General features: G+C 62.3%; 14 protein-coding genes. 9 read left to right on the forward strand and 5 right to left on the reverse strand.

The features are described from left to right. Positions 1 to 22: 22 nt before the first annotated feature. The 3 genes from FNZ07_RS10615 (at position 23) to FNZ07_RS10625 (ending at position 2,810) form a co-directional block, all read left to right on the forward strand. A complete protein-coding gene (locus FNZ07_RS10615; protein WP_091018163.1) occupies positions 23 to 1,024 on the forward strand; it encodes an aldo/keto reductase in 1,002 nt (333 codons plus the stop codon). 109 nt (positions 1,025 to 1,133) lie between these two features. Beyond that, entirely contained in the window at positions 1,134 to 1,550 is a 417-nt protein-coding gene (locus FNZ07_RS10620; RefSeq protein WP_091018165.1) for a hypothetical protein, read from the forward strand. A 336-nt stretch (positions 1,551 to 1,886) separates the two neighbouring features. Beyond that, complete coding sequence (locus tag FNZ07_RS10625) at positions 1,887 to 2,810, forward strand: peptidoglycan DD-metalloendopeptidase family protein (protein ID WP_091018167.1); 924 nt, start codon at positions 1,887 to 1,889, stop codon at positions 2,808 to 2,810. A 135-nt stretch (positions 2,811 to 2,945) separates the two neighbouring features. Here FNZ07_RS10625 and prpF read toward each other — a convergent pair whose 3' ends face one another. From prpF to prpB, 4 genes are all read right to left on the reverse strand, one after another. Continuing rightward, complete coding sequence (gene prpF, locus FNZ07_RS10630; protein WP_091018170.1) at positions 2,946 to 4,136, reverse strand: 2-methylaconitate cis-trans isomerase PrpF; 1,191 nt, start codon at positions 4,134 to 4,136, stop codon at positions 2,946 to 2,948. A 105-nt stretch (positions 4,137 to 4,241) separates the two neighbouring features. Further along, positions 4,242 to 6,839, reverse strand: coding sequence for a Fe/S-dependent 2-methylisocitrate dehydratase AcnD (gene acnD / locus FNZ07_RS10635; protein WP_091018173.1), 2,598 nt, complete (start codon positions 6,837 to 6,839; stop codon positions 4,242 to 4,244). A gap of 116 nt (positions 6,840 to 6,955) precedes the next feature. Next, entirely contained in the window at positions 6,956 to 8,122 is a 1,167-nt protein-coding gene (gene prpC, locus FNZ07_RS10640) for a bifunctional 2-methylcitrate synthase/citrate synthase (RefSeq protein WP_091018176.1), read from the reverse strand. 34 nt (positions 8,123 to 8,156) lie between these two features. Next, positions 8,157 to 9,053, reverse strand: a complete 897-nt coding sequence (prpB, locus tag FNZ07_RS10645; protein WP_091018178.1) for a methylisocitrate lyase — start codon at positions 9,051 to 9,053, stop codon at positions 8,157 to 8,159. Positions 9,054 to 9,247: 194 nt separating this feature from the next. On the opposite strand from prpB, the gene prpR reads away from it, so the two are divergent. Further along, a complete protein-coding gene (gene prpR / locus FNZ07_RS10650; protein ID WP_091018180.1) occupies positions 9,248 to 11,212 on the forward strand; it encodes a propionate catabolism operon regulatory protein PrpR in 1,965 nt (654 codons plus the stop codon). Between the two features lie 63 nt (positions 11,213 to 11,275). On the opposite strand, the gene FNZ07_RS10655 is transcribed toward prpR, so the two are convergent. Next, positions 11,276 to 12,097, reverse strand: a complete 822-nt coding sequence (locus FNZ07_RS10655) for an alpha/beta fold hydrolase (protein ID WP_091018183.1) — start codon at positions 12,095 to 12,097, stop codon at positions 11,276 to 11,278. Positions 12,098 to 12,866: 769 nt separating this feature from the next. Here FNZ07_RS10655 and FNZ07_RS10660 point away from each other — a divergent pair. From FNZ07_RS10660 to FNZ07_RS10680, 5 genes are all read left to right on the forward strand, one after another. Next, positions 12,867 to 15,698, forward strand: a complete 2,832-nt coding sequence (locus FNZ07_RS10660; protein WP_091018185.1) for a TonB-dependent receptor — start codon at positions 12,867 to 12,869, stop codon at positions 15,696 to 15,698. 198 nt (positions 15,699 to 15,896) lie between these two features. Continuing rightward, a complete protein-coding gene (locus FNZ07_RS10665) occupies positions 15,897 to 17,765 on the forward strand; it encodes an extracellular solute-binding protein (RefSeq protein WP_407670704.1) in 1,869 nt (622 codons plus the stop codon). A gap of 13 nt (positions 17,766 to 17,778) precedes the next feature. Further along, the gene (locus tag FNZ07_RS10670) at positions 17,779 to 18,831 is read left to right on the forward strand and encodes a microcin C ABC transporter permease YejB (protein WP_144269463.1); all 1,053 of its coding nucleotides are present in this window, start codon (positions 17,779 to 17,781) and stop codon (positions 18,829 to 18,831) included. Next, complete coding sequence (locus tag FNZ07_RS10675; RefSeq protein WP_096717034.1) at positions 18,785 to 19,897, forward strand: ABC transporter permease; 1,113 nt, start codon at positions 18,785 to 18,787, stop codon at positions 19,895 to 19,897. The genes FNZ07_RS10670 and FNZ07_RS10675 overlap by 47 nt, the downstream gene beginning before the upstream one ends. Further along, a complete protein-coding gene (locus FNZ07_RS10680) occupies positions 19,897 to 21,504 on the forward strand; it encodes an ABC transporter ATP-binding protein (RefSeq protein WP_144269464.1) in 1,608 nt (535 codons plus the stop codon). The genes FNZ07_RS10675 and FNZ07_RS10680 overlap by 1 nt, the downstream gene beginning before the upstream one ends. Positions 21,505 to 21,615 lie beyond the last annotated feature (111 nt).

Consider the following 21,615-nt stretch of genomic DNA (forward strand, 5'->3'; position numbering starts at 1 on the left):
AAAACATTCTGGAGCTAACACCATGAACACCCGTCAACTCGGCCGCCAGGGTCCGCACGTTTCAGCCATCGGTCTCGGCTGCATGGGCATGTCCGATTTCTACGGTCCCGCCGATCGCGAAGAAAGCATCGCAACGATACACGCCGCGCTCGATGCCGGCATTACCTTGCTCGATACCGGCGATTTCTACGGCATGGGCGACAACGAAATGCTGATTCGCGATGCGTTGCGGGGGCGGCAGCGCGAGAACGTGCAGGTTAGCGTGAAGTTCGGCGCGCTGCGCGATCCGTCCAACGGATGGGCCGGCAACGACACGCGACCGGTAGCGATTCGCAACTTCCTCGCTTACACGCTGCGCCGTCTCGGCACCGATTACGTCGATGTCTATCGGCCGGCGCGGCTCGATCCGTCGGTGCCGATCGAGGACACTGTCGGCGCTATCGCCGATCTGGTCAAAGAGGGCTACGTGCGGCAGATCGGTCTGTCGGAAGTCGGGGCGGCGACGCTGCGGCGTGCCCAGGCCGTCGCACCGATCGGCGATCTGCAGATCGAATACTCGTTGATGTCGCGCGGCATCGAAGCGGACATCCTGCCGACCTGCCGCGAACTCGGCATTGGTGTGACGGCTTACGGTGTGCTGTCGCGTGGGCTGCTCGGCGGACAGTGGTCGAAGGCTCGTGGAGAGCAGCGCGATTTCCGTAGCGTGAGCCCGCGTTTTCAGGGCGAAAATCTCGACCGCAATCTCGCGCTGGTGGAGACGTTGCGCGCTATCGCGGAAACGCGCCAAAGCAATCCGGCGCAACTTGCGATCGCGTGGGCGCTGTCGCGCGGCGACGATATCGTGCCGCTGGTCGGTGCGCGCCGCCGGACCCAGTTGACCGATGCGCTTGCCGCCGCGAACCTGCAACTCGATGCGCAAGAGCTGGCGCGGATCGAAGCAGCCATTCCGCCGCAAGCAGTGGCCGGCGCGCGCTATAACGAAGTGCATCTGTCGCACCTGGATAGCGAGGGCAGTGCGCATTGAATGTACATCGGATAGGGATCGATCTGGCCGCCGCGTGGTCGTACTACCCGCATCACCGTACTATCGGCATGCAGATCCGCTGCGTTCCTTTCCCCGGAGAACGAAGTTCATGACCAATCGCGCGAACCAGATCCTTCCGCATCATCGCTTTGCCCCGTCGCTTGCTGCACCGCTCGCGTGTATTCAAGGCACTATCAGTCGCGTGTTCGCGAGCCCCGAGAATCACCATGGCGCGAACCATCAGCAGTTCATCGTAACGATCGACAAGGTGGTGAAGTTCGACGGCGGTACCCAGAATCTCGTCGGCACCGAAGTCTTCCTCGCGGTGCGTTTCGGCGACAGCGAAGGGCTGGCTCATGAAATTCCTGGCCTGCAGGCAGGCCAGCCCATCGAGGCGCAGGGCGAGTACATCGCCGAAGCCAGCGCCTATCCCACCGAAGACAACGACAACCCCGTGCTGGCCGTGCTGCACTTCACGCATCATCCGGTGGGTTATGTGCTGTATCAGGGGCAGTACTACAGCTGACCTGTTTCGTACGCTTTCTCCCTCATTTAGTCCGCTCGCCGGGCCGTCGTCAGGAAACTGGCGATGTGCCCGCGTCCACGTCCGCACTGAGCGCGAGACCTAAACATTTCATTTGTATCAGTTTGTGTTTCCGGCGCAGATTTTTGTGACGCGCATTTTACAATGGCGCCCTGAAGGTTGAATGCCAGTCCGACCCCGTTTAGAGACGAACGAGGGGCTTTGTGCGCTTTTGCGTGCTGAAGCCGGCTGGATGCATGATCGGGACCGGTTGCGACAGTCGCGTGGTAGCGCGTCTGTCGGAAGCATCGGTCCCGGCAAATCGAGCAGGAGTCGAACATGTTGGGAAGTCGTTTCGACATCACGAAGATCGGTCTCGTGAGCCTTGGGCTCGCGATCGTAGTGAGTGGGTGTACGAACGTTGCACAGCAGAACCCGCAGACCATCGGCGCAGCGCCTGTCGCGTCGGCGTCTACGGCAGTTGCGTCCGGCACCGAGGTGCCGACGGGGGCGGCCAGCCAGCCGGCAGCTACGCCGGCGCCGGCGCAGTTCTACGAGGTCCAGCGCGGCGATACGTTGAGCCGCATTGCGCAGGATCACAATTGCAGCGTGGCCGATCTGCAGACGTGGAACGGCCTGAAGCGCGCGGGTCGTCTGAAGGCCGGGCAGACCTTGCGTCTTTCGCCGCCCGATGCGGGGAGCACCGATGCTTCTTCGCAAACGGCGAAGCCTGTGAACGCGTCGAGCGCCTCGAATGCGGCAGCCGCAAGTGCGTCGAGCACATCGAGCGCCTCGAGCGCCAATGCAACGGATGCGACGACGGATACCTCCGCCGCCCCCGATCCCGCAGTCAAACGTCAGGTGATGGCACAGACTGCCCGTCACGCGAGCCGTGTCGCATTGGCATGGCCTGCGCAGGGCAAGGTCGTCGAGTCGTTCCAGCCTGGTGAAACGCGTGGCATCGAGATCAGCGGCAAGCCGGGCGATCCAATACGTGCGGCCGCGAGCGGCAAGGTCATGTATGCCGGCACCGGGCTCAACGAATACGGCAGCCTGATCATCGTCCAGCACAACAAGGATTTTCTGACGGCTTACTCGCACAACCGCAAGCTGCTCGTGAAGACCGGCGATTTCGTGCAGCAAGGGCAGCAGATCGCGGAGATGGGCGACGAAAACAATTCGCGTGTTGCGTTGTTGTTCGAAGTGCGGCGCGACGGCAAGCCGGTCGATCCGATGCCGTATCTGCCGGGTAAGCAAGGTTGAGTTTGTTCGCGTGAAATGAAGCAACGCTGGCTTCCGTGCAAACTGCCGGCGTCTTCACTCGATTTCAGCTTCACATAAAGCACTAGCCCCGGCGTTTGAGTCGCCGGGGCTAGTGCTTTGTCGCGTGCGTGGATCTTAAAACGTATCGCCGGGAACCCGCACCCAGCCTTCCATCAACACGCGCGCACTGCGGCTCATGATGGCTTTCTTCACGACCCATTCGCCGTCTACCTGGCTGGCCTCGGCACCGACGCGCAGCGTGCCCGACGGATGACCAAAGCGCACCGCCTGGCGTTCGCCGCCACCAGCGGCGAGATTCACGAGCGTGCCCGGAATCGCGGCCGCGGTGCCGATGGCGACGGCAGCGGTGCCCATCATCGCGTGATGCAGCTTGCCCATCGACATCGCGCGCACCAGCAAATCGACATCCGTAGCAGCAACCTGTTTGCCGCTGGAGGCCACATACCCGGCAGGTCGCGCGACGAACGCGACTTTCGGCGTGTGCTGCCGCGTCGCGATTTCATCGATATGCTTGATCAGCCCCATGCGCACCGCACCGTGCGCGCGGATCGTCTCGAACTTCGCCAGCGCCTTGTCGTCGCTATTGATCGCGTCCTGCAACTCGGTGCCCTTATAACCAATCGCCTCAGCGTCGACGAAAATCGTCGGAATGCCCGCGTTGATCATGGTGGCCTTCAACGTGCCGACGCCCGGCACATCGAGATCGTCGATCAGATTGCCGGTAGGGAACATCGCACCGCCCACGCCTTCTTCTTCGGCGGCGGGATCGAGGAACTCGAGTTGTACTTCGGCGGCGGTGAAGGTCACACCGTCCAGTTCGAAGCTGCCGGTTTCCTGCACCGCGCCATCGGTGATGGGCACGTGACCGATGATGGTCTTGCCGATATTCGCTTGCCAGATCCTCACGACGGCCACACCGTTGTGCGGAATACGGCCCGGATCGACGAGCCCGGCGCTGATGGCAAACGGCCCCACCGCGGCTGACAGATTGCCGCAATTGCCGCTCCAGTCCACAAACGCCTTATCGATGGATACCTGGCCGAACAGATAGTCGACGTCGTGATCGGGCTTGCTGCTCTTCGAGATGATGACGGTCTTGCTCGTGCTCGACGTCGCCCCCCCCATGCCGTCGATCTGTTTGCCGTACGGGTCCGGACTACCGATCACCCGCAGTAGCAAGGCATCGCGAGCCGCGCCGGGTACCTGCGCGGCTTCGGGCAAATCCTGCAGACGGAAGAACACGCCTTTGCTGGTGCCGCCACGCATGTAGGTGGCGGGAATCTTGATCTGCGGTACGTGTGCCATGGCGTAGTTTTGTCCTGTTAAGACGCGGGCGGACCATCACTGCATCGCCCGCGTATCAAGCTCGGCGCACAACACAACACTGCTGTGCGTCGTTGTTTCTGTCCATCAAGCCGCTGCTTTCGACGACTCAAGAAAGTCCTGCGCAAAGCGCTGCAGCACGCCGCCTGCTTCGTAGATCGACACTTCTTCCGCGGTGTCGAGACGGCAGGTTACCGGCACTTCGACGCGCTCGCCGTTCTTGCGGTGGATAACAAGCGTGAGGTCGGTGCGCGGTTTGCGCTCGCCGGTCACATCGAAGGTTTCGGTGCCGTCGATGCCGAGCGTCAGACGGTTCACGCCCGGTTTGAACTCGAGCGGCAATACACCCATCCCCACCAGATTGGTCCGGTGAATGCGTTCGAACCCTTCGGCGACGATCGCTTCGGCACCGGCGAGACGTACGCCTTTAGCGGCCCAGTCGCGCGACGAGCCCTGGCCGTAGTCGGCCCCGGCAATCACGATCAGCGGCTGCTTGCGTTCCATGTAGGTTTCGATCGCTTCCCACATGCGCGTGACCTTGCCTTCAGGTTCGATGCGGGCAAGCGAACCGGCTTTCACCTTGCCGTCTTCGAGCACCATCTCGTTCTTCAACGTGGGGTTGGCGAAGGTGGCGCGCTGCGCGGTCAGGTGATCGCCGCGGTGGGTTGCATACGAGTTGAAATCCTCTTCGGGCAAGCCCATTTTCGCCAGATACTCGCCCGATGCGCTGTCGGGCAGGATCGCGTTGGACGGCGACAGGTGGTCGGTGGTGATGTTGTCCCCGAGTACGGCGAGCGCACGCATGCCCGCGAGCGTGCGCTCGCTGGCCAGCGCGCCTTCCCAATACGGCGGGCGGCGGATGTAAGTACTCATCGGGCGCCAGTCGTACAGCGGATCGGCGCGCTCGCCGGTGTCGGCGGTGACGGCAAACATCGGCTCGTACACCTTGCGGAACTGTTCCGGCTTCACGCTCGAAGCAACGATCGTGTCGATCTCTTCGTCGGATGGCCAGATGTCCTTGAGCATCACCGGATTGCCGGCGGCGTCGGTGCCGAGCACATCCTTCTCGATGTCGAAGCGGATCGTGCCGGCAATCGCATACGCGACCACCAGCGGCGGCGAGGCGAGGAAAGCCTGCTTCGCATACGGATGAATCCGGCCGTCGAAGTTGCGGTTGCCGGACAGTACCGCGGTCGCATACAGATCGCGCTCGACGATTTCCTTCTGGATCACCGGGTCCAGCGCACCGGACATGCCGTTGCACGACGTGCACGCATAAGCGACCACGCCGAAGCCGAGCTGCTCCAGTTCCGGCAGCAGCTTCGCTTCTTCCAGGTAAAGCGTGACCGCTTTCGAGCCCGGCGCCAGCGAACTCTTGACCCACGGCTTGCGCGTCAGGCCATGTCGATTGGCATTGCGCGCGAGCAGCGCCGCAGCAATCATGTTGCGCGGATTGTTGGTGTTCGTGCAGCTCGTGATCGCGGCAATGATCACGGCGCCGTCGGGCATCAGCCCCGGCTCGTTCTCGATCTTGCCGCTGATCCCGCGCGCGGCCAGCTCCGACACCGGCAACCGGCGATGCGGATTCGACGGACCGGCGAGCGTACGAACCACAGTCGAGAGATCGAACTTCAGCACGCGCTCGTATTGCGCAGTCTTCAGGCTGTCGGCCCACAGACCGGTTTCCTTCGCGTACGTTTCGACGAGTTTGACGAGTTCGTCGTCGCGGCCCGTGAGCTTGAGGTACTTGATAGTCTGCTCGTCGATGTAGAACATCGCGGCCGTCGCACCGAATTCAGGTGCCATGTTGGCGATCGTGGCGCGGTCGCCGAGCGTGAGGTTCGCGGTGCCTTCGCCATAAAACTCGAGATACGCGCCAACCACTTTTTCTTTGCGCAGGAATTCGGTCAGCGACAACACGGTGTCGGTCGCCGTGATCCCCGGGCCAGGTTTGCCGGTGAGTTCCACGCCAACGATATCCGGCAGCCGCATATACGAGGCACGCCCCAGCATCACGCTTTCGGCTTCGAGCCCGCCCACACCGATGGCGATCACGCCGAGCGCATCGACCATCGGCGTATGCGAATCGGTGCCGACCAGCGTATCGGGAAACGCGACACCGTCTTTCACCTGCACGACCGGGCTCATCCGCTCTAGGTTGATCTGGTGCAGGATGCCGTTGCCGGGCGGAATCACGTCGACGTTCTTGAACGCCTTCTTGGTCCAGTTGATGAAGTCGAAGCGGTCTTCGTTGCGCCGGTCTTCGATGGCGCGGTTCTTGTCGAACGCGTCGGGATCGAAGCCACCACATTCCACCGCAAGCGAATGGTCCACCACCAGTTGTGTCGGCACGACCGGGTTGACCCGCGCCGGATCGCCGCCTTGTGCGGCGATCGCATCGCGCAGACCGGCGAGGTCGACGAGCGCGGTCTGGCCGAGAATGTCGTGGCAGACCACGCGCGCCGGAAACCACGGGAAGTCGAGGTCGCGCTTGCGTTCGATGATCTGCCTGAGCGAGGCATCGAGCGATGCCGGGTCGCAACGGCGCACGAGATTCTCGGCGAGCACGCGCGAGGTGTACGGCAGCGTGTCGTACGCGCCCGGCTGGAGCGCCTCGACCGCGGCGCGCGTGTCGAAGAAGTCCAGCTTCGCGCCTGGCAGGGGTTTGCGGTTTGCAGTGTTCATACCGTGGGGAATATAAGAATGTGGTGCTCTGCATGGGGGCGTCTTGCCGGACATCGCAGGACGTCAGCGGCAATTATCCCCCTTTCCCGATCAGCGCTTCACATCAGCGCTTCACATCAACGTTTCGCGCGCGGCACGAATTTCAGGTTCTCCGGGCCAGTGTAATTCGCGCTCGGCCGGATGATCTTGTTGTCGATGCGCTGCTCGATGATGTGCGCGCTCCAGCCAGCCGTGCGCGCGATCACGAACAGCGGCGTGAACATCGCTGTCGGCACACCCATCATGTGGTACGACACGGCGCTGAACCAGTCGAGATTCGGGAACATCTTCTTGACGTCCCACATCACGCTCTCCAGCCGTTCCGCGATATCGAACAGCTTCAGGTTCGACGCTTCCTTCGAGAGCTTGCGTGCCACTTCCTTGATCACCTTGTTGCGCGGATCGGAGATCGTGTACACCGGGTGGCCGAAGCCGATCACGACTTCCTTGTTCTCGACGCGCTTGCGGATGTCGGCTTCTGCATCATCTGGGCCTGTGTAGCGCGACTGGATCTCGAAGGCGACTTCGTTTGCGCCGCCGTGCTTCGGACCGCGCAGCGCACCGATCGCACCGGTAATCGCCGAGTACAGATCCGAACCCGTGCCGGCGATCACGCGGCCGGTGAAGGTCGACGCGTTGAATTCATGCTCGGCGTACAGGTTCAGCGACACATGCATTGCATCGACCCACGACTTCGACGGCGCAACGCCGTGCAGCAGATGCAGGAAATGACCGCCGATCGAATCGTCGTCGGTCTCGACCTCGATGCGCTTACCGTTATGCGAGTAGTGATACCAGTAGAGCAGCATCGAGCCGAACGAGGCCATCAGGCGGTCGGCGATATCGCGCGCGCCGGGCAGATTGTGGTCGTCCTTCTCCGGCAGTACCGTGCCGAGCACCGATGCGCCGGTGCGCATCACGTCCATCGGGTGGGCGGAGGCGGGAATCCATTCGAGCGCGGCCTTCAGGTTCGCTGGCAGGCCGCGCAGCGCCTTGAGCTTCGTCTTGTAGGCGGCGAGTTCGGCGGTGTTCGGCAGCTTCTCGTGCACGAGCAGATAAGCGATCTCTTCGAATTCGCACGCACCGGCGATATCGAGAATGTCGTAGCCGCGGTAGTGCAGGTCGTTGCCCGTGCGGCCAACCGTGCACAGAGCCGTGTTTCCTGCTGTCACGCCCGACAGGGCGACGGACTTTTTCGGTTTGAACGCACCTGCGTTCGGGGTGCTGTTGTCTGCTTCGCTCATCGTGTTTCTCCGGCTGTGTTCGTTACAGTGGCGGTTACTTTTGTGCGGCAAACAGCGCGTCGAGTTTGTCCTCGTACGCGTGATAGCCGAGGTAGCGATAGAGATCGGCACGTGACTGCATCGTATCGACGGCTGCTTTCTGTGTGCCGTCGCGCATCACCGTCTCGTAGAAGTTCAGCGCTGCGGCGTTCATCGCGCGGTAGGCGCCACAGCAGTACAGCGCGATATCGACGTTCGCTTCGCGCAACTCGGTTGTCGTGAAGAACGGTGTCGAACCGAACTCCGTCAGGTTGGCGAGGATCGGCACTTTTACAGCGGCCTTGAAACGGCGGTAGTCGTCGAGCGTGCGCATCGCTTCCGGGAAAATCATGTCGGCGCCGGCCTCGACATACGCGATGGCGCGCTCGATCGCGGCGTCGATGCCTTCGGCGTCGGCGGCGTCCGTGCGGGCCATGATCACGAAATGATCGTCGGTGCGCGCATCGACGGCGGCCTTCACGCGGTCGACCATTTCAGCGGTCGGCACGCATTCCTTGCCCGGCCGGTGGCCGCAGCGCTTCTGTCCGACCTGATCCTCGAGATGCACGGCGGCAACGCCTGCCTTGATGAACGAGCGGACCGTGCGCGCGATGTTGAAGGCGCCGCCCCAGCCGGTGTCGATGTCGACCAGCAGCGGCAGGTTGGTCGCATCGGTGATGCGGCGCGCGTCGGTCAGGACGTCGTCCATTGTGCTGATGCCGAGATCGGGCACGCCGAGCGAATTCGCGGCCACGCCGCCACCCGACAGATACACAGCCTTGAAGCCGACCGCTTCGGCCATCTTCGCCGCATAAGCGGTGATGGTGCCGACTACCTGCAACGGTTGCCCTTCGGCAACTGCCGTGCGGAACTGCGCGCCGGCGCTCGCCGGGGATCGATGTGCTGCGTTCATGAAGCCTCCTGATAACAATGGCGTCGTGCTGTGCAAGGACCGGGCCAGCGGGCGTGGAGTCGCCCAAGTGCTTGATTCGTCGCCGGAACTGTCCGTAGCTGTAGGGGCTGGAAATTCCATTTATGAAATCTGAAATTTCATAAATGGAAGAATGGTTCATAATCGCGGTTGCTTGAACATCGCGCTTGTCCATCATGAACCGTCCTCTCGACACCCGCCCGCGCCCTCGCATCTGGGCCATCGGCATCAGCAAACTGCGCGACCTGTTTCGCGACATTGCCGGCGAATACGACAGTCGCGCCGAACTGCGGCTCGTGTCGCGCGGCTATGAAGACGCGGTCACCGAAATCGCCGCAGCCGGCGCGCAGCGGCCGGACATCGTGGTTGCGGCGGGCTCGAACGGCACGTATCTGAAAGCGCGCGTGCAGGTGCCGGTCGTGCTCGTTCATCCGACCGGTTTCGACGTCATGCATGCGCTTGCGCGAGCCCGCCGCGATGCTTCGCCGGTCGCGCTCGTGACGCACGGTGAAACGCCGGCCGAAGTGCGTCGCTTCGTCGCGGCTTACGGCATCGACGTGGTGTTTGCGTCGTATCAGTCCGCGCAGGACGCGGAGGTCTGCGTACTCGATCTGCGCGATCGCGGCATCGGCACGATCGTCGGGCCGGGCCTCGTCACCGACCTGGCCGCGCGGGCGGGCATGGGCGCGGTGTTCCTGTATTCGCGTGCGTCGGTGCGTGCCGCATTCGATACGGCACTCGACGTCGCGCAGGCCACGTCGAGCGAAGCGCTGCGCCGCCAGCGTCTCGACAACGTGTTGCAGCACCTGCGCGACGGCGTCGTCGCACTCGATGCGCAGGGCCGCGTCGAAGCGATCAACCAGCAGCTTGCACTTGCACTTGGCATCGATGCGGCGACGGCCGTCGGCCAGTCGCTGCTCGCGGTCGCGCCGGATCTGGCCGGTGCGATTCCCGATGCGGATGGCGAGACGCTGCAGACCGTGCGCGGTGTCGGGTATGTCGTGCATCGCGGGCCGCTCGTCGGCGCGGGACCGGATACGGCGACCGGCAGCGTGCTGACGTTTCACGAGTCGCGTGCGGTCGAGCGGCTCGATCGGACGTTGCGTTCGCGGCAACGCGCGCAGCAATTCGTTGCGCGTTACCGGCTCGACGATCTGGTCGGCGAGTGTGCGGCGATCGAACGTGTGCGACAGCTCGCGCAGCGCTATGCGAAATCCGAGGCGACTGTGCTGATACTCGGCGAGAGCGGAACGGGCAAGGAAATGGTCGCGCAGGGGATCCATTGCATCAGCGCGCGCCGCGATTTTCCGTTCGTGGCGATCAACTGTGGCGCGTTTCCCGAGGCGTTGCTCGAGAGCGAGTTGTTCGGCTACGAAGAGGGCGCTTTCACCGGTGCGCGGCGCGGCGGCAAGGCGGGACTTATCGAGGCGGCGCACCGCGGCACACTGTTTCTCGACGAGATCGGCGAGATGCCGTTGCCGTTGCAAAGCCGGTTGCTGCGCGTGCTGCAGGAGCGCGAAGTCGTGCGACTCGGTTCCACCGAACCGACGCGTATCGATATCCGCGTTGTCGCGGCCACGCATCGTGCGCTGACAGTCGCCGTCGATGCCGGCATGTTCCGCGCCGATCTCTACTACCGGCTCAACATCCTGAATCTCGTGTTGCCGCCGTTACGCGAGCGTTTGCCCGACGTGATGCCGCTCGCCGCCGAGTTACTGCGGCAGGCCGCGCGCCGCGAACCACGGCTGGTCGCACGCATTCGCACGCGCGACGATGCGGCTCGCGTGCTCGAGCAAATCGGCGAACCGCTGCGGCAGCATGCGTGGCCGGGCAATGTGCGGGAACTGCAGAATGTGATCGAACGGATCGCGGTCGAACTCGCCGATAGCGAACCTGCTCGCGACGACGCTGCGAGCGTGCCGGCATTGACGCGCGACATGCTTCATTCGATTGCACCCGAGGTGTTTGGGCACGCTCAGCAGGTAGCGGCCGCCCTGACGTTGCGTCAGCGCAGCCGGCGGGTCGAGGCGGAGCAGGTGCAGGCGGCACTCGATGCGTGCGGCGGCGATCGCGACGAGGCATGCCGGGCGCTTGGTATCAGCAAGACGACGCTGTGGCGCAAGCTTAATGGTGGGCGGTGAGGGGCTGGGTCGGATCGGTTGGCGGGTTGAGCCACGGGTCGTGGCCGGGGATCAGGCAACGAGTCAAGCCGCAAGAAAATCAAGCACCGCCGCGACGATCGCCTCAGGCGCATCCTCCTGCATCAGATGCCCGGCGCGCGCCACGGGAACGAAACGCGCACCCGGCACGATGCTGGCTAGATGAAGGCCGCGCTCAATAGGAATCCACTGGTCGTCTTCGCCCCAGAGAATCTGCGTGCGGCAGCGTATCTGCGCGTAGCGACTTTCGACCTCGTCGGTATAACGCTGATCCATCTGCGCGATCTGCCGGTAGAACGCGGCTTGTCCCGTATCGCCGAGCCACGGTGAGACGTAGGGCGCGAGCTCGTCGTCCGGTATGTCGCGTGCAATGGCACCGCGCACATACGCTTTGACGATGGCCTCGTGGATATACGGCGGCAGTCCCTCGAACGCGGCACTGTGCTCACGCACGTGCCGCACGAACGGCGAGCCCCACGGAGCGACCGCCACCGGATCGATCAGCGTAAGACTGCGATATTCACAGCCGTCGAGCAGATGAGCGCGCAAAGCGGTTGCGCCACCGAAGTCGTGCGCGACGACGTCGGGTCGGTCGAGCTGCCAGTGGGCGAGCAGTTCTGCCAGCAGCGCGTTCTGCACCCCCAGCGAAACATCTTGTCCCTGCCGCATTTCCGACTGGCCATAGCCGGGTAGATCGTACAGATACACGGTACGCAGCCGCGCGAGATGCGGCGCGATGCGATGCCATACATACGATGAGAACGGCGTGCCGTGTATCAGGACGAGCGGCGGGCCGCTGCCTTCGACCCGAAAACGCACGGTCTGATTGCGAAACTTGTAGTGCTGATCGAGCGGCCAGGGTTTCATCGGGCGTGATGGCGGCGAAGGGGAGGCTACTTACGTTAGCAGGGCCCGGCATCGTGTCTCAATCGGGAGTTGTGTGGGCTGCCGAAACGGTTTTCGTCTATGAAAGTTAAATGTAATGTGCCAAACTTTTTATATTCCGATCAAATAAAGTTTGACGGGTAAATTTCTGACCTGATATCTTCTGCACCCAACAGGAAATCGAAAGCTATATTACGCCGAACCGTTGTTCTGCCTACGATACCCTCTCTTTTATTACCTACGATTTCATGCAATTGCATAACGAAGGCAGTGCTTTTGGCGCTGTGAGAATGGAATTCAGGTGAAAGATAGGTATTAACCCGAATCTATTGGGGTTAATACCAATCGTTAAAACCGGGGTTGGGCAGCGTGTTAATCGACAAGCCGCGCGGGTGGCGATAAACGAGTGGCACGGCCGGCGGTCAGGATAGAAGACGGACGGTTTGGTCAATGAAATAAGCATAACGAATCATTAGAGAACGAATATGTCGACCGGGGCAGGTCTTTTATCGCCAGTTAGGTATACGAATCAAATCGTTACGTGGCGGTGAATGCACTGACCGGCAGTGAAAACGAAGTGTTTCAAGCGGGGCAGGCGATGGTCGCGCCGGCACCTGCACAGGCAATTCAGGCAGTGGGCTTCAGGGCACCAGAAAGGATACGGCGCCGAAACGCCGTGCGTAACGCGCCGCCGAACGGTGATTCGCGGCACGAAACCGGTTGGATCTTACCGACGAGTGAGAGGGGAACAATGAAACAAAGAGCATTGGCCGTAGCGATCAGGCGCATCGTCTGGGCCGAACTGGCGTTTGCAGCCACGCTGGCCGGACCGGCCTTCGCACAGAGCCAACCCACGGCCGGCCCCGCTGCGACAGCTGACACGCTGTCGCAGCACCCGGTGGTCGTCGCGCAGACGAACACCCCGTCGACGGCCAAGGGCAGTGCGTCCGGTGCAACCCCGGGCGCGGCCGCCGCCACCGCCGCTACCCCTGCGACGGAAAATACGATCACGAAGGGTAAGGACGGCGTTGCGCAACTGAAGCGCTTCGAAGTGACAGGCTCGCTGATCCGTAGCGCCGACAAGGTTGGTTTCAATCAGGTCCAGACGGTCACCGCGAAGGACATCCAGAACAGCGGCCAGAACAGCGTTGCCGACTATCTGCGCAGCACGTCGGCGAACTCGGCGAGTAGCTGGGCGGAAGGCACGACGAACAGCTTCGCGCCGGGCGGCGCGGGCATTGCGCTACGTGGCCTGAGCGAAAAATACACGCTGGTGCTGATCGACGGTCTGCGAGTGTCGCCGTATGCATTCGCGACGAACGTTACCGACCAGTTCTTCGACCTGAACACGCTGCCGCTCAACATCGTCGACCGGATTGAAATCGTCAAGACGGGCGCGGTATCGCAGTACGGTTCCGACGCAATCGCCGGCGTGGTCAACATCATCACGAAGAAGAACTTCCAGGGCTTGCAGCTCGACGGCAGCTACGGCGGCGCGACGCAGGACGGCGGCGGTGCAGGGACGACCAAGCTGAGCATCCTGGGCGGCTTCGGCGATCTGAATTCGGACCGCTTCAACGTCACGGCAGCCCTCAGCATGTATCGCTTCAACGGCGTGTCGGCCGCGGACCGCGATACCACCCAGAATCAGAATTTCTCGAACTTCCCGGGTGGCCTGTATAACCAGTCGCCGTCGTACTGGCGCGATCCGACCGGCGCCAAGGTGCCGCTCAGTCCGTGTCCGTACAACGGTTCACCGGTCTCGGGCACGGCTACCGCACGGATCAATGGCCCGGGCACCGTGTGCCAGACCAATACGGCGTACGCGACTTCGTTGTCGCCGTGGACCGAGCGCCTGAGCGCGAAGGTGCACGCAGACTTCAAGATCAGCGACTCGATGCAGGCGTTCGCCGATCTGTGGGAAAGCAACAACCGGACGAACACCAACAACTTCGTCGGCGGTCTCGGCAACAACACGCAGGCGTACGACCCCGCGACGGGCGGCCTGCGTCTGATCTCCAATGTTGTGCCGGCAAGCAACCCGTACAACCCGTTTGGCGTGCCATCCAAACTCGTCTATGCGTTCCCGAATACGCAATCGGTGCTCACCAACTCGAACTTCTGGCGTGCCGCAACGGGCCTGAAGGGCACATTCGCGACGCCTTACGTCGGAGACTGGGACTGGGCCGCGTCGTACACGCATTCACAGAACACCGTTTCGAACGAATTCACGAACCGGCTCAGCGCGAGTGCGTTGCAGAACATCGTCCAGAACGGTGTGTTCAACTTCGCGAATCCTTCGGCGACGCCGAACGGTCTTGCAGGCCTGTACCAGAGCACCAACACGCAGGCGATCACGAAGCTCGACGCGGTGGACGCTACGCTCTCGACGCCGACGTTGTTCAAGCTGCCCACGGGTAACGTCGGGCTGGGTCTCGGGGCGCAGTTCATGCACCAGAGCCAGTATGTTGGCGAGGGCCTGGGTTGGGCGGACGGTTCGCTGGTTACGCCGGCGCTGCAGTCGGTCACCGGCCAACGCAATGTCGCGGCGGTCTACTACCAGGTCGACATTCCAATCCTGCAGAACCTGACGTTCAGTCAGTCGGGTCGCTACGACCACTACAGTGACTTCGGCGGCGCGTTCTCGCCACGCTTCGCGCTGCGCTACCAGCCGGTGCGCGAGTTGACGATGTACGGCTCGTATAACCGCGGCTTCCGTGCACCGACGCTGATCGAGAACACTGCGTCGAAGAGCTTCAGTGCGCAGGGTGCGGTCGACCCGAACGATCCGAACAATCCGGGCGCGTATGGTCTCGTCGAGGAAGTGCAGGCCGGTAACCACAACCTGCAGCCGGAACGCACGAAGAACTACAACCTGGGCTTCCAGTTGTCGCCAGCTCGTAACACCGACATCGGCTTCGACTGGTACAAGATCCACATCGACAATGTGATCGGTACGCAGGATATCCAGGCGACGGTCAACGCAAACGATCCGACGCAGGTGGTCCGCAATACGAACGGTTCGATTGCGTATGTGCTGATGCCGTTCCAGAACCTGGCGTCACTCGACACCGACGGCTTCGAGACGACGTTCCGTCAGTCGCTGCCGACGAAGATCGGTACCTTCACGCTGTCCGGCGACTGGGCATACGTGTGGCACTTCAAGATGCCGGTGGGTGGCGTATCGACCGACTTCGCGGGTAACAACGGTTCGCTCAACCAGCCGTTCGGCGGCAGCTTCCCGCGCTGGAAGGGCAATACGAACCTGGGCTGGAGCTACCAGAACCGGTGGAACGCAACGCTGACCTGGCAGTACACGGGTCCGTACACACAGGCGATCCTTGCGTCGGGCCAGTATCCGAACATGCAGAGCAGTGTGGCGTCGTATAGCCAGTTCAATCTGTTCTTCAGCTACACGGGCTTCAAGCACTGGACACTGTATGCCGGTATCGACAACATCTTCAACCGCGCACCGCCGTTCGATCCGGTCTACATGAACTCGAGCTACCAGACAGGCTACGATTCGTCGCTCTACACGTACATCGGCCGTTTTGCGCAAATTGGCGCGACTTATAAATTCTGATGTAGCCTCACGCCTAGCAGGCATCTGACGGGCCGTTCCAGTCTCCGGTTATCGGCGGGAACGGCCCGCTTCATTTGCTTGACAGCCAGCCGGGTTCGATGCGCAGTGAATGTGTCGGGCCTGATGGCGTCGTATCGATTCAACGTCGGCCGCGTGCCGACGTATTCATATATCCACGCATTCACGACCGGACGGATGATGAAATTTGTAACATCGCGTGCGAAGCAGGTCACGCGGGCAGCCGCCGCGCTGCTAGTGGCGCTCACGGCATGCGTCATGGCGCCGGATGCGGCGCTGGCTGTCTCTGGGCTCGCGCAGTACGGCCAGCCGAAATACCCGCCCGGTTTCACGCATTTCGACTATGCGGACCCCAACGCGCCGGCCAACGGCACCCTGAACTACGAAAACTATGGCCCCGCGCAGAGCTACGATTCGCTGAATCCGTTCCTCCTGCGAGGTTCTCCCGCGCCTGACATCCAGATTCTGATGTTCGACACGCTGATGCAGCGCAGCTGGGACGAACTGGCGTCGTCGTATGCGCTGATCGCCGACAACGTCGAAGTGGCGCCGGACAGTCTGTCCGCGACCTTCCATGTGAATCCGGCCGCACGCTTCTCGAACGGCGATCCAATCACCGCCGCCGACGTCAAGTATTCGTTCGACACGCTGACCAGTCCGCAAGTGTCGCCGGTCGTCAGTGCGCAGTTCTCGATTATCAAGCGGGCGACTGTCGTCGACCGGCAGACGATCCGCTTCGACTTTGTTCGCGCCGATCGCAGCGCGCCGCTGATCGCAGGCGACCTGCCAGTGTTCTCGCCGAAGTGGGGGATGGACGCGAACGGCAAGCGTCCACCGTTCGACCAGATCGCGAACGTGCCGCCGATCGCCAGTGGCGCGTATCTGATCGATCGGCGTCAGAACGACAAGCAGATTTCGTATGTCCGCATTCCGAACTACTGGGCAGCGAACCTGCCGACCCGGCGCGGGATGTTCCGCTTCCAGCGCGTCCTGTTCAAGCTCTATCTGGATCACTACACGCAGCTCGAGGCGTTCAAGGCGGGCGACACGGACGCACGCATGGAGTACAGCTCGAGCACGTGGGCACGCAAGTACGTCGGCAAGAATTTTCGCAACGGGATGCTGAAGAGAGCCACCTTCCCGGATGGTCCTGCGCAGATGCAGGGCCTGCTGATCAATATGCGCAGACCGATGTTCAAGGATGTGCGAGTACGTCACGCACTGACACTCGCGTTCGACTACGACTGGATGAACCGGATGATGTTCTCCGACCAGTACCGGCGCACCAACAGCTTCTGGGAGGCGAGCCCATTCAAGGCGACCGGCGTGCCGACCGACAAGGAACTCACATTGCTCGAGCCGTTTCGCGCCGAGCTGCCCGCCGAGGTGTTCGGGCCGATGACCCAGCAACCGTCGACACTGCCGCCGCGTTCGCAGCGTGCGAACCTGCTCGAGGCACGTGATCTGCTCGCGCAGGCCGGCTGGCACTATCGCGACGGCGCACTGCGCGATGCGAACGGCACGGCGATGACGATCGAGATCATGGACGACCAGCCCGGGATGGACCGCGTCATCCTGCCGTATACGCAGGCACTCGCGATGCTCGGCATCCAGGCCCATCTGCGCGAGATCGACAGCGCGCTGTATCAGAAGCGGCTCGACAATTTCGAGTACGACATGACGACGCTGATCTACAACCCGGTGACGATTCCGGGCGCGGAACTGACACGTCGGTTCGGCAGTGCGGCGGCGTCGCAACCTGGCTCGGAGAATTATCCTGGCGTGCGTTCGAAGGCTGTCGATGCGCTGATCGCCGCGGCGCTCAACGCGCAATCGCTCGACGACCTCGAAACCGCGATCCATGCGCTGGATCGGGTGCTGATCAATATGTACATCCTCGTCCCCGAGTACTACCTGCCGAACGCGCGGATCGCATACAAGAGCACGTTCGATCATCCGAAGATCGTGCCGGATTCGTATCAATACGAAGACTGGATCATCAACTACTGGTACGAGAAGCAGCCGGCGTCGTCCGGTGCAGCGCACTAGCGAGGACGAAACGATGCTCACCTACATACTCAGACGTTTGTTGCTAATGGTGCCCACGCTACTCGGCGTCGTCACGCTGACCTTCGTCGTCACACAGTTCGTGCCGGGTGGGCCGGTCGAACAGGTGATGATGCAACTCCGCCACGGCACCAGCCGTGGCGGAGAGGCGGGGGCGGGCGGGGGCGGCTATCACGGCAGCCAGGGCGTCGACCCTCAGCAGATCGAACAGATCAAGAAGGAGTTCGGCTTCGACAAGCCGCCGCTCACGCGTTACGTGCTGATGCTCAAGAACTATGCGACCTTCAACCTCGGCCAGTCCTACTACCAGCACGACAGCGTGTGGGATGTGATCCGCTCGAAGCTGCCCGTGTCGATCACGCTTGGGTTATGGACGGTGCTGCTCACCTACCTGATATCGGTGCCGCTCGGGATCGCAAAGGCGGTGCGCAACGGCTCGCGCTTCGACACGGTAACGAGCGTACTGGTGCTCGCCGGTTACGCGATACCCGGCTTCGTGCTCGGCGTGCTGCTGATCATGCTGTTCGGTGGCGGCACGTTCTGGCAGGTGTTCCCGATGCGCGGCATCACCTCGGACAACTTCAGCGACCTGAGCGTCGTGGGCAAGATACTCGACTACCTGTGGCACATCGCATTGCCGGTCACTGCGTCGGTGGTCGGCAACTTCGCGATCGTCACGATCCTCACCAAGAACACCTTCCTCGAGGAGATCGGCCGGCAATATGTGCTGACCGCGCGTGCCAAGGGGGCCGCCGAGCGTGACGTGCTGTGGAAGCACGTGCTGCGCAACGCGGCCATTCCGCTGCTGACCGGTCTGCCGGCCGCCTTCGTCGGTGCCTTCCTGAACGGCAACCTGCTCATCGAAACGCTCTTCTCGCTCAACGGCATGGGTCAGCTGTCCTACGACTCCGTGATCCGCCGCGACTATCCCGTGGTGCTCGGCTCGCTGTTCCTGTTCACGCTGATCGGCCTCGTAACCAAACTTATTGCTGACGTCTGCTATGTCCTCGTCGACCCCCGCATCCAGTTCAACCGCATGGACCACTGAGTCCGCGGTCGTCACCCAGGCGCCGTCACCTTCACCGTGGCGGCGCACCTGGTGGCGCTTCAGACAGCAGCGGCTCGGTTACTGGAGCCTCATCATCTTCGGTGCGCTGTTTGTCATCAGCCTCTTTGGCGAGCTGCTGGCGAATGATCGTCCGCTTGTCGTGCGCTATGAAGGGCATTACTACTTTCCGATCGTGAAGGACTATTCGGAGCTGGTGTTTGGCGGCGACTTTCCGGCGCGCGCGAACTACCTCGATCCGTATATCCGCTCGCGGCTCGAATCGAAGGGTAACTTCGCGATCTATCCGCCCAATCACTACCACTACGACACCATCGATTACTTCGCCGCGCACCCGTTTCCGGCGCCGCCTTCGGCCACCAACTGGCTCGGGACCGACCAGTTCGGGCGCGATGTGCTCTCGCGCCTGCTGTACGGTTTCCGGCTGTCGGTGCTGATGGCGCTCGCGCTGACGGTATCGGGGGTATTGCTCGGCGTACTGACAGGGGCGGTGCAGGGCTTCTACGGAGGGCGCACCGACCTGATCGGCCAGCGCCTGATCGAAATCTGGAGTTCGATGCCAGACCTCTACCTGCTGATCATCTTCGCCTCGATCTTCGAGCCGACGCTGTGGCTGCTGTTCATCCTGCTGTCGATGTTCGGCTGGCTGGTCCTGTCCGACTACGTACGTGCCGAATTCCTGCGTAACCGCTCGCTCGACTACGTGAAGGCCGCCCGCACGATGGGGCTCACGAACTGGCAGATCATGTGGCGCCACGTGCTGCCCAACAGCCTGACACCGGTCATCACCTTTTTGCCGTTCCGCATGAGTGCCGCGATCCTCTCGCTGACCAGTCTCGACTTCCTGGGTCTCGGCGTGCCGCCGCCCACCCCAAGCCTCGGTGAGCTGCTGCAGGAGGGCAAGAACAACCTCGATGCGTGGTGGATCTCGATCTCGGCGTTCTCGGCGCTCGTGATCACGCTGCTGCTGCTGACCTTCATGGGCGATGCGCTGCGTAACGCACTCGATACGCGCATGCGTGGTTCGGCATTCGGCGGAGGCAAGTGATGAGTCAGCCCCTACTGGAAATCGACCGCTTCTCGGTGCGCTTTGGCGACAAGGTTGCGGTGCAGGATCTGAGCCTGTCGATCGGGCGCGGTGAACGCGTGGCACTCGTCGGCGAATCGGGCTCGGGCAAGAGCGTCACGGCACTGTCCATCCTGCGGCTCGTCGCCCAGGCGGAACTGAGCGGGCGCATCCTGCTCGACGGCGATGACCTGCTGCAGAAGACCGAGCAGCAGATGCGCGGTATCCGCGGTGCGGACGTCGCAATGGTGTTTCAGGAACCGATGACCGCGCTCAATCCGCTCTATACGATCGGCAAGCAGATTGCAGAAAGCTTACGGTTGCACGAGGGTTTAAGACCCAATGCAGCCCGTCAACGCGGTATCGAACTGCTTAAACGCACCGGCATTCCCGAGCCGGAGCGGCGGATCGACAGTTTTCCGCACCAGCTCTCGGGCGGCCAGCGCCAGCGCGCGATGATCGCGATGGCGCTCGCGTGCCGGCCGCGTCTGCTGCTCGCCGACGAGCCGACCACTGCGCTCGACGTGACCGTGCGCCAGCAGATCGTCGACCTGCTGATCGGCCTGCAGGAGCAGGAAGCGGCCGACCGCGGCATGGCCGTGCTGCTGATCACGCACGACCTGAACCTGGTCAAACGCTTCGCACAGCGCGTGGCGGTGATGGAAAAGGGCGTGCTGGTGGAAACCAACACCACCGAAGAGCTGTTCTCGAACCCGCAGCATCCGTACACGAAGCGGCTGCTGGACAGCGAACCGCAGCGCGCAATCGATGCGATCGAACCGGATGCACGCACGCTGCTCGACGTGGAAAAGCTCGCAATCGACTACCGGATTCCGGCCAAAGGCTGGCGTTCGATGTTTGGCCGCGCAACGTTCCGCGCGGTGCACGAGCTTGACCTGAATCTCAAACGCGGGGAAACGCTGGGCATCGTGGGCGAGTCAGGATCGGGTAAATCGACGCTGGCGGCAACTGTGCTCGGATTGCAGCGTCCCGCGACCGGCGAGATCCGCATCGACGGCATCCCGTTGCCGAAGTCAGGGCAGAGCCGCGAGCGGCGCGAACTGTGCGCGCGCATGCAGGTGGTGTTTCAGGACCCGTTTGGCTCGCTCTCGCCGCGCATGACCGTCGAACAGATCATCGGTGAAGGGCTGGCCGTGCATCATAAAAACGTCGAGACGAAAGAGCGGCGCGGCCGCGTTGCCGCGCTACTCGAGGAAGTGGGCATGCCGGCCGAATCGATGGTGCGCTATCCGCACGAATTCTCAGGCGGCCAGCGTCAGCGGATCGCGATTGCACGCGCACTCGCGGTCGAACCGGAACTGCTCGTACTCGACGAGCCGACCAGTGCGCTCGACGTATCGATCCAGAAGCAGGTACTGAACCTGCTGACGAAACTGCAGAAGAAGTACCAGCTGAGCTATCTGTTCATCACGCACGATCTGGCGGTGATGCGCGCGATGGCGCATCGTGTGATCGTGATGAAGTCGGGGCGCATTGTTGAATCCGGTGATACGCTCGATGTGCTGCGCACACCGTCGCATCCTTATACCCAGTCGTTGCTGGCGTCATCGCTGATCAACCTGTCGTGAAGCGTGACGAAGGACCTGAGCCTGGTAACGGAGTGCTCGCCGCTGATCACGATCAAGGTGAGCACTTCCAGGAGGGCGCTGCGTTTCATGATCGAAGCGCAGCGCCAGCGT

It is taken from the genome of Paraburkholderia megapolitana (assembly GCF_007556815.1).
Classification (GTDB): Bacteria; Pseudomonadota; Gammaproteobacteria; order Burkholderiales; family Burkholderiaceae; genus Paraburkholderia; species Paraburkholderia megapolitana.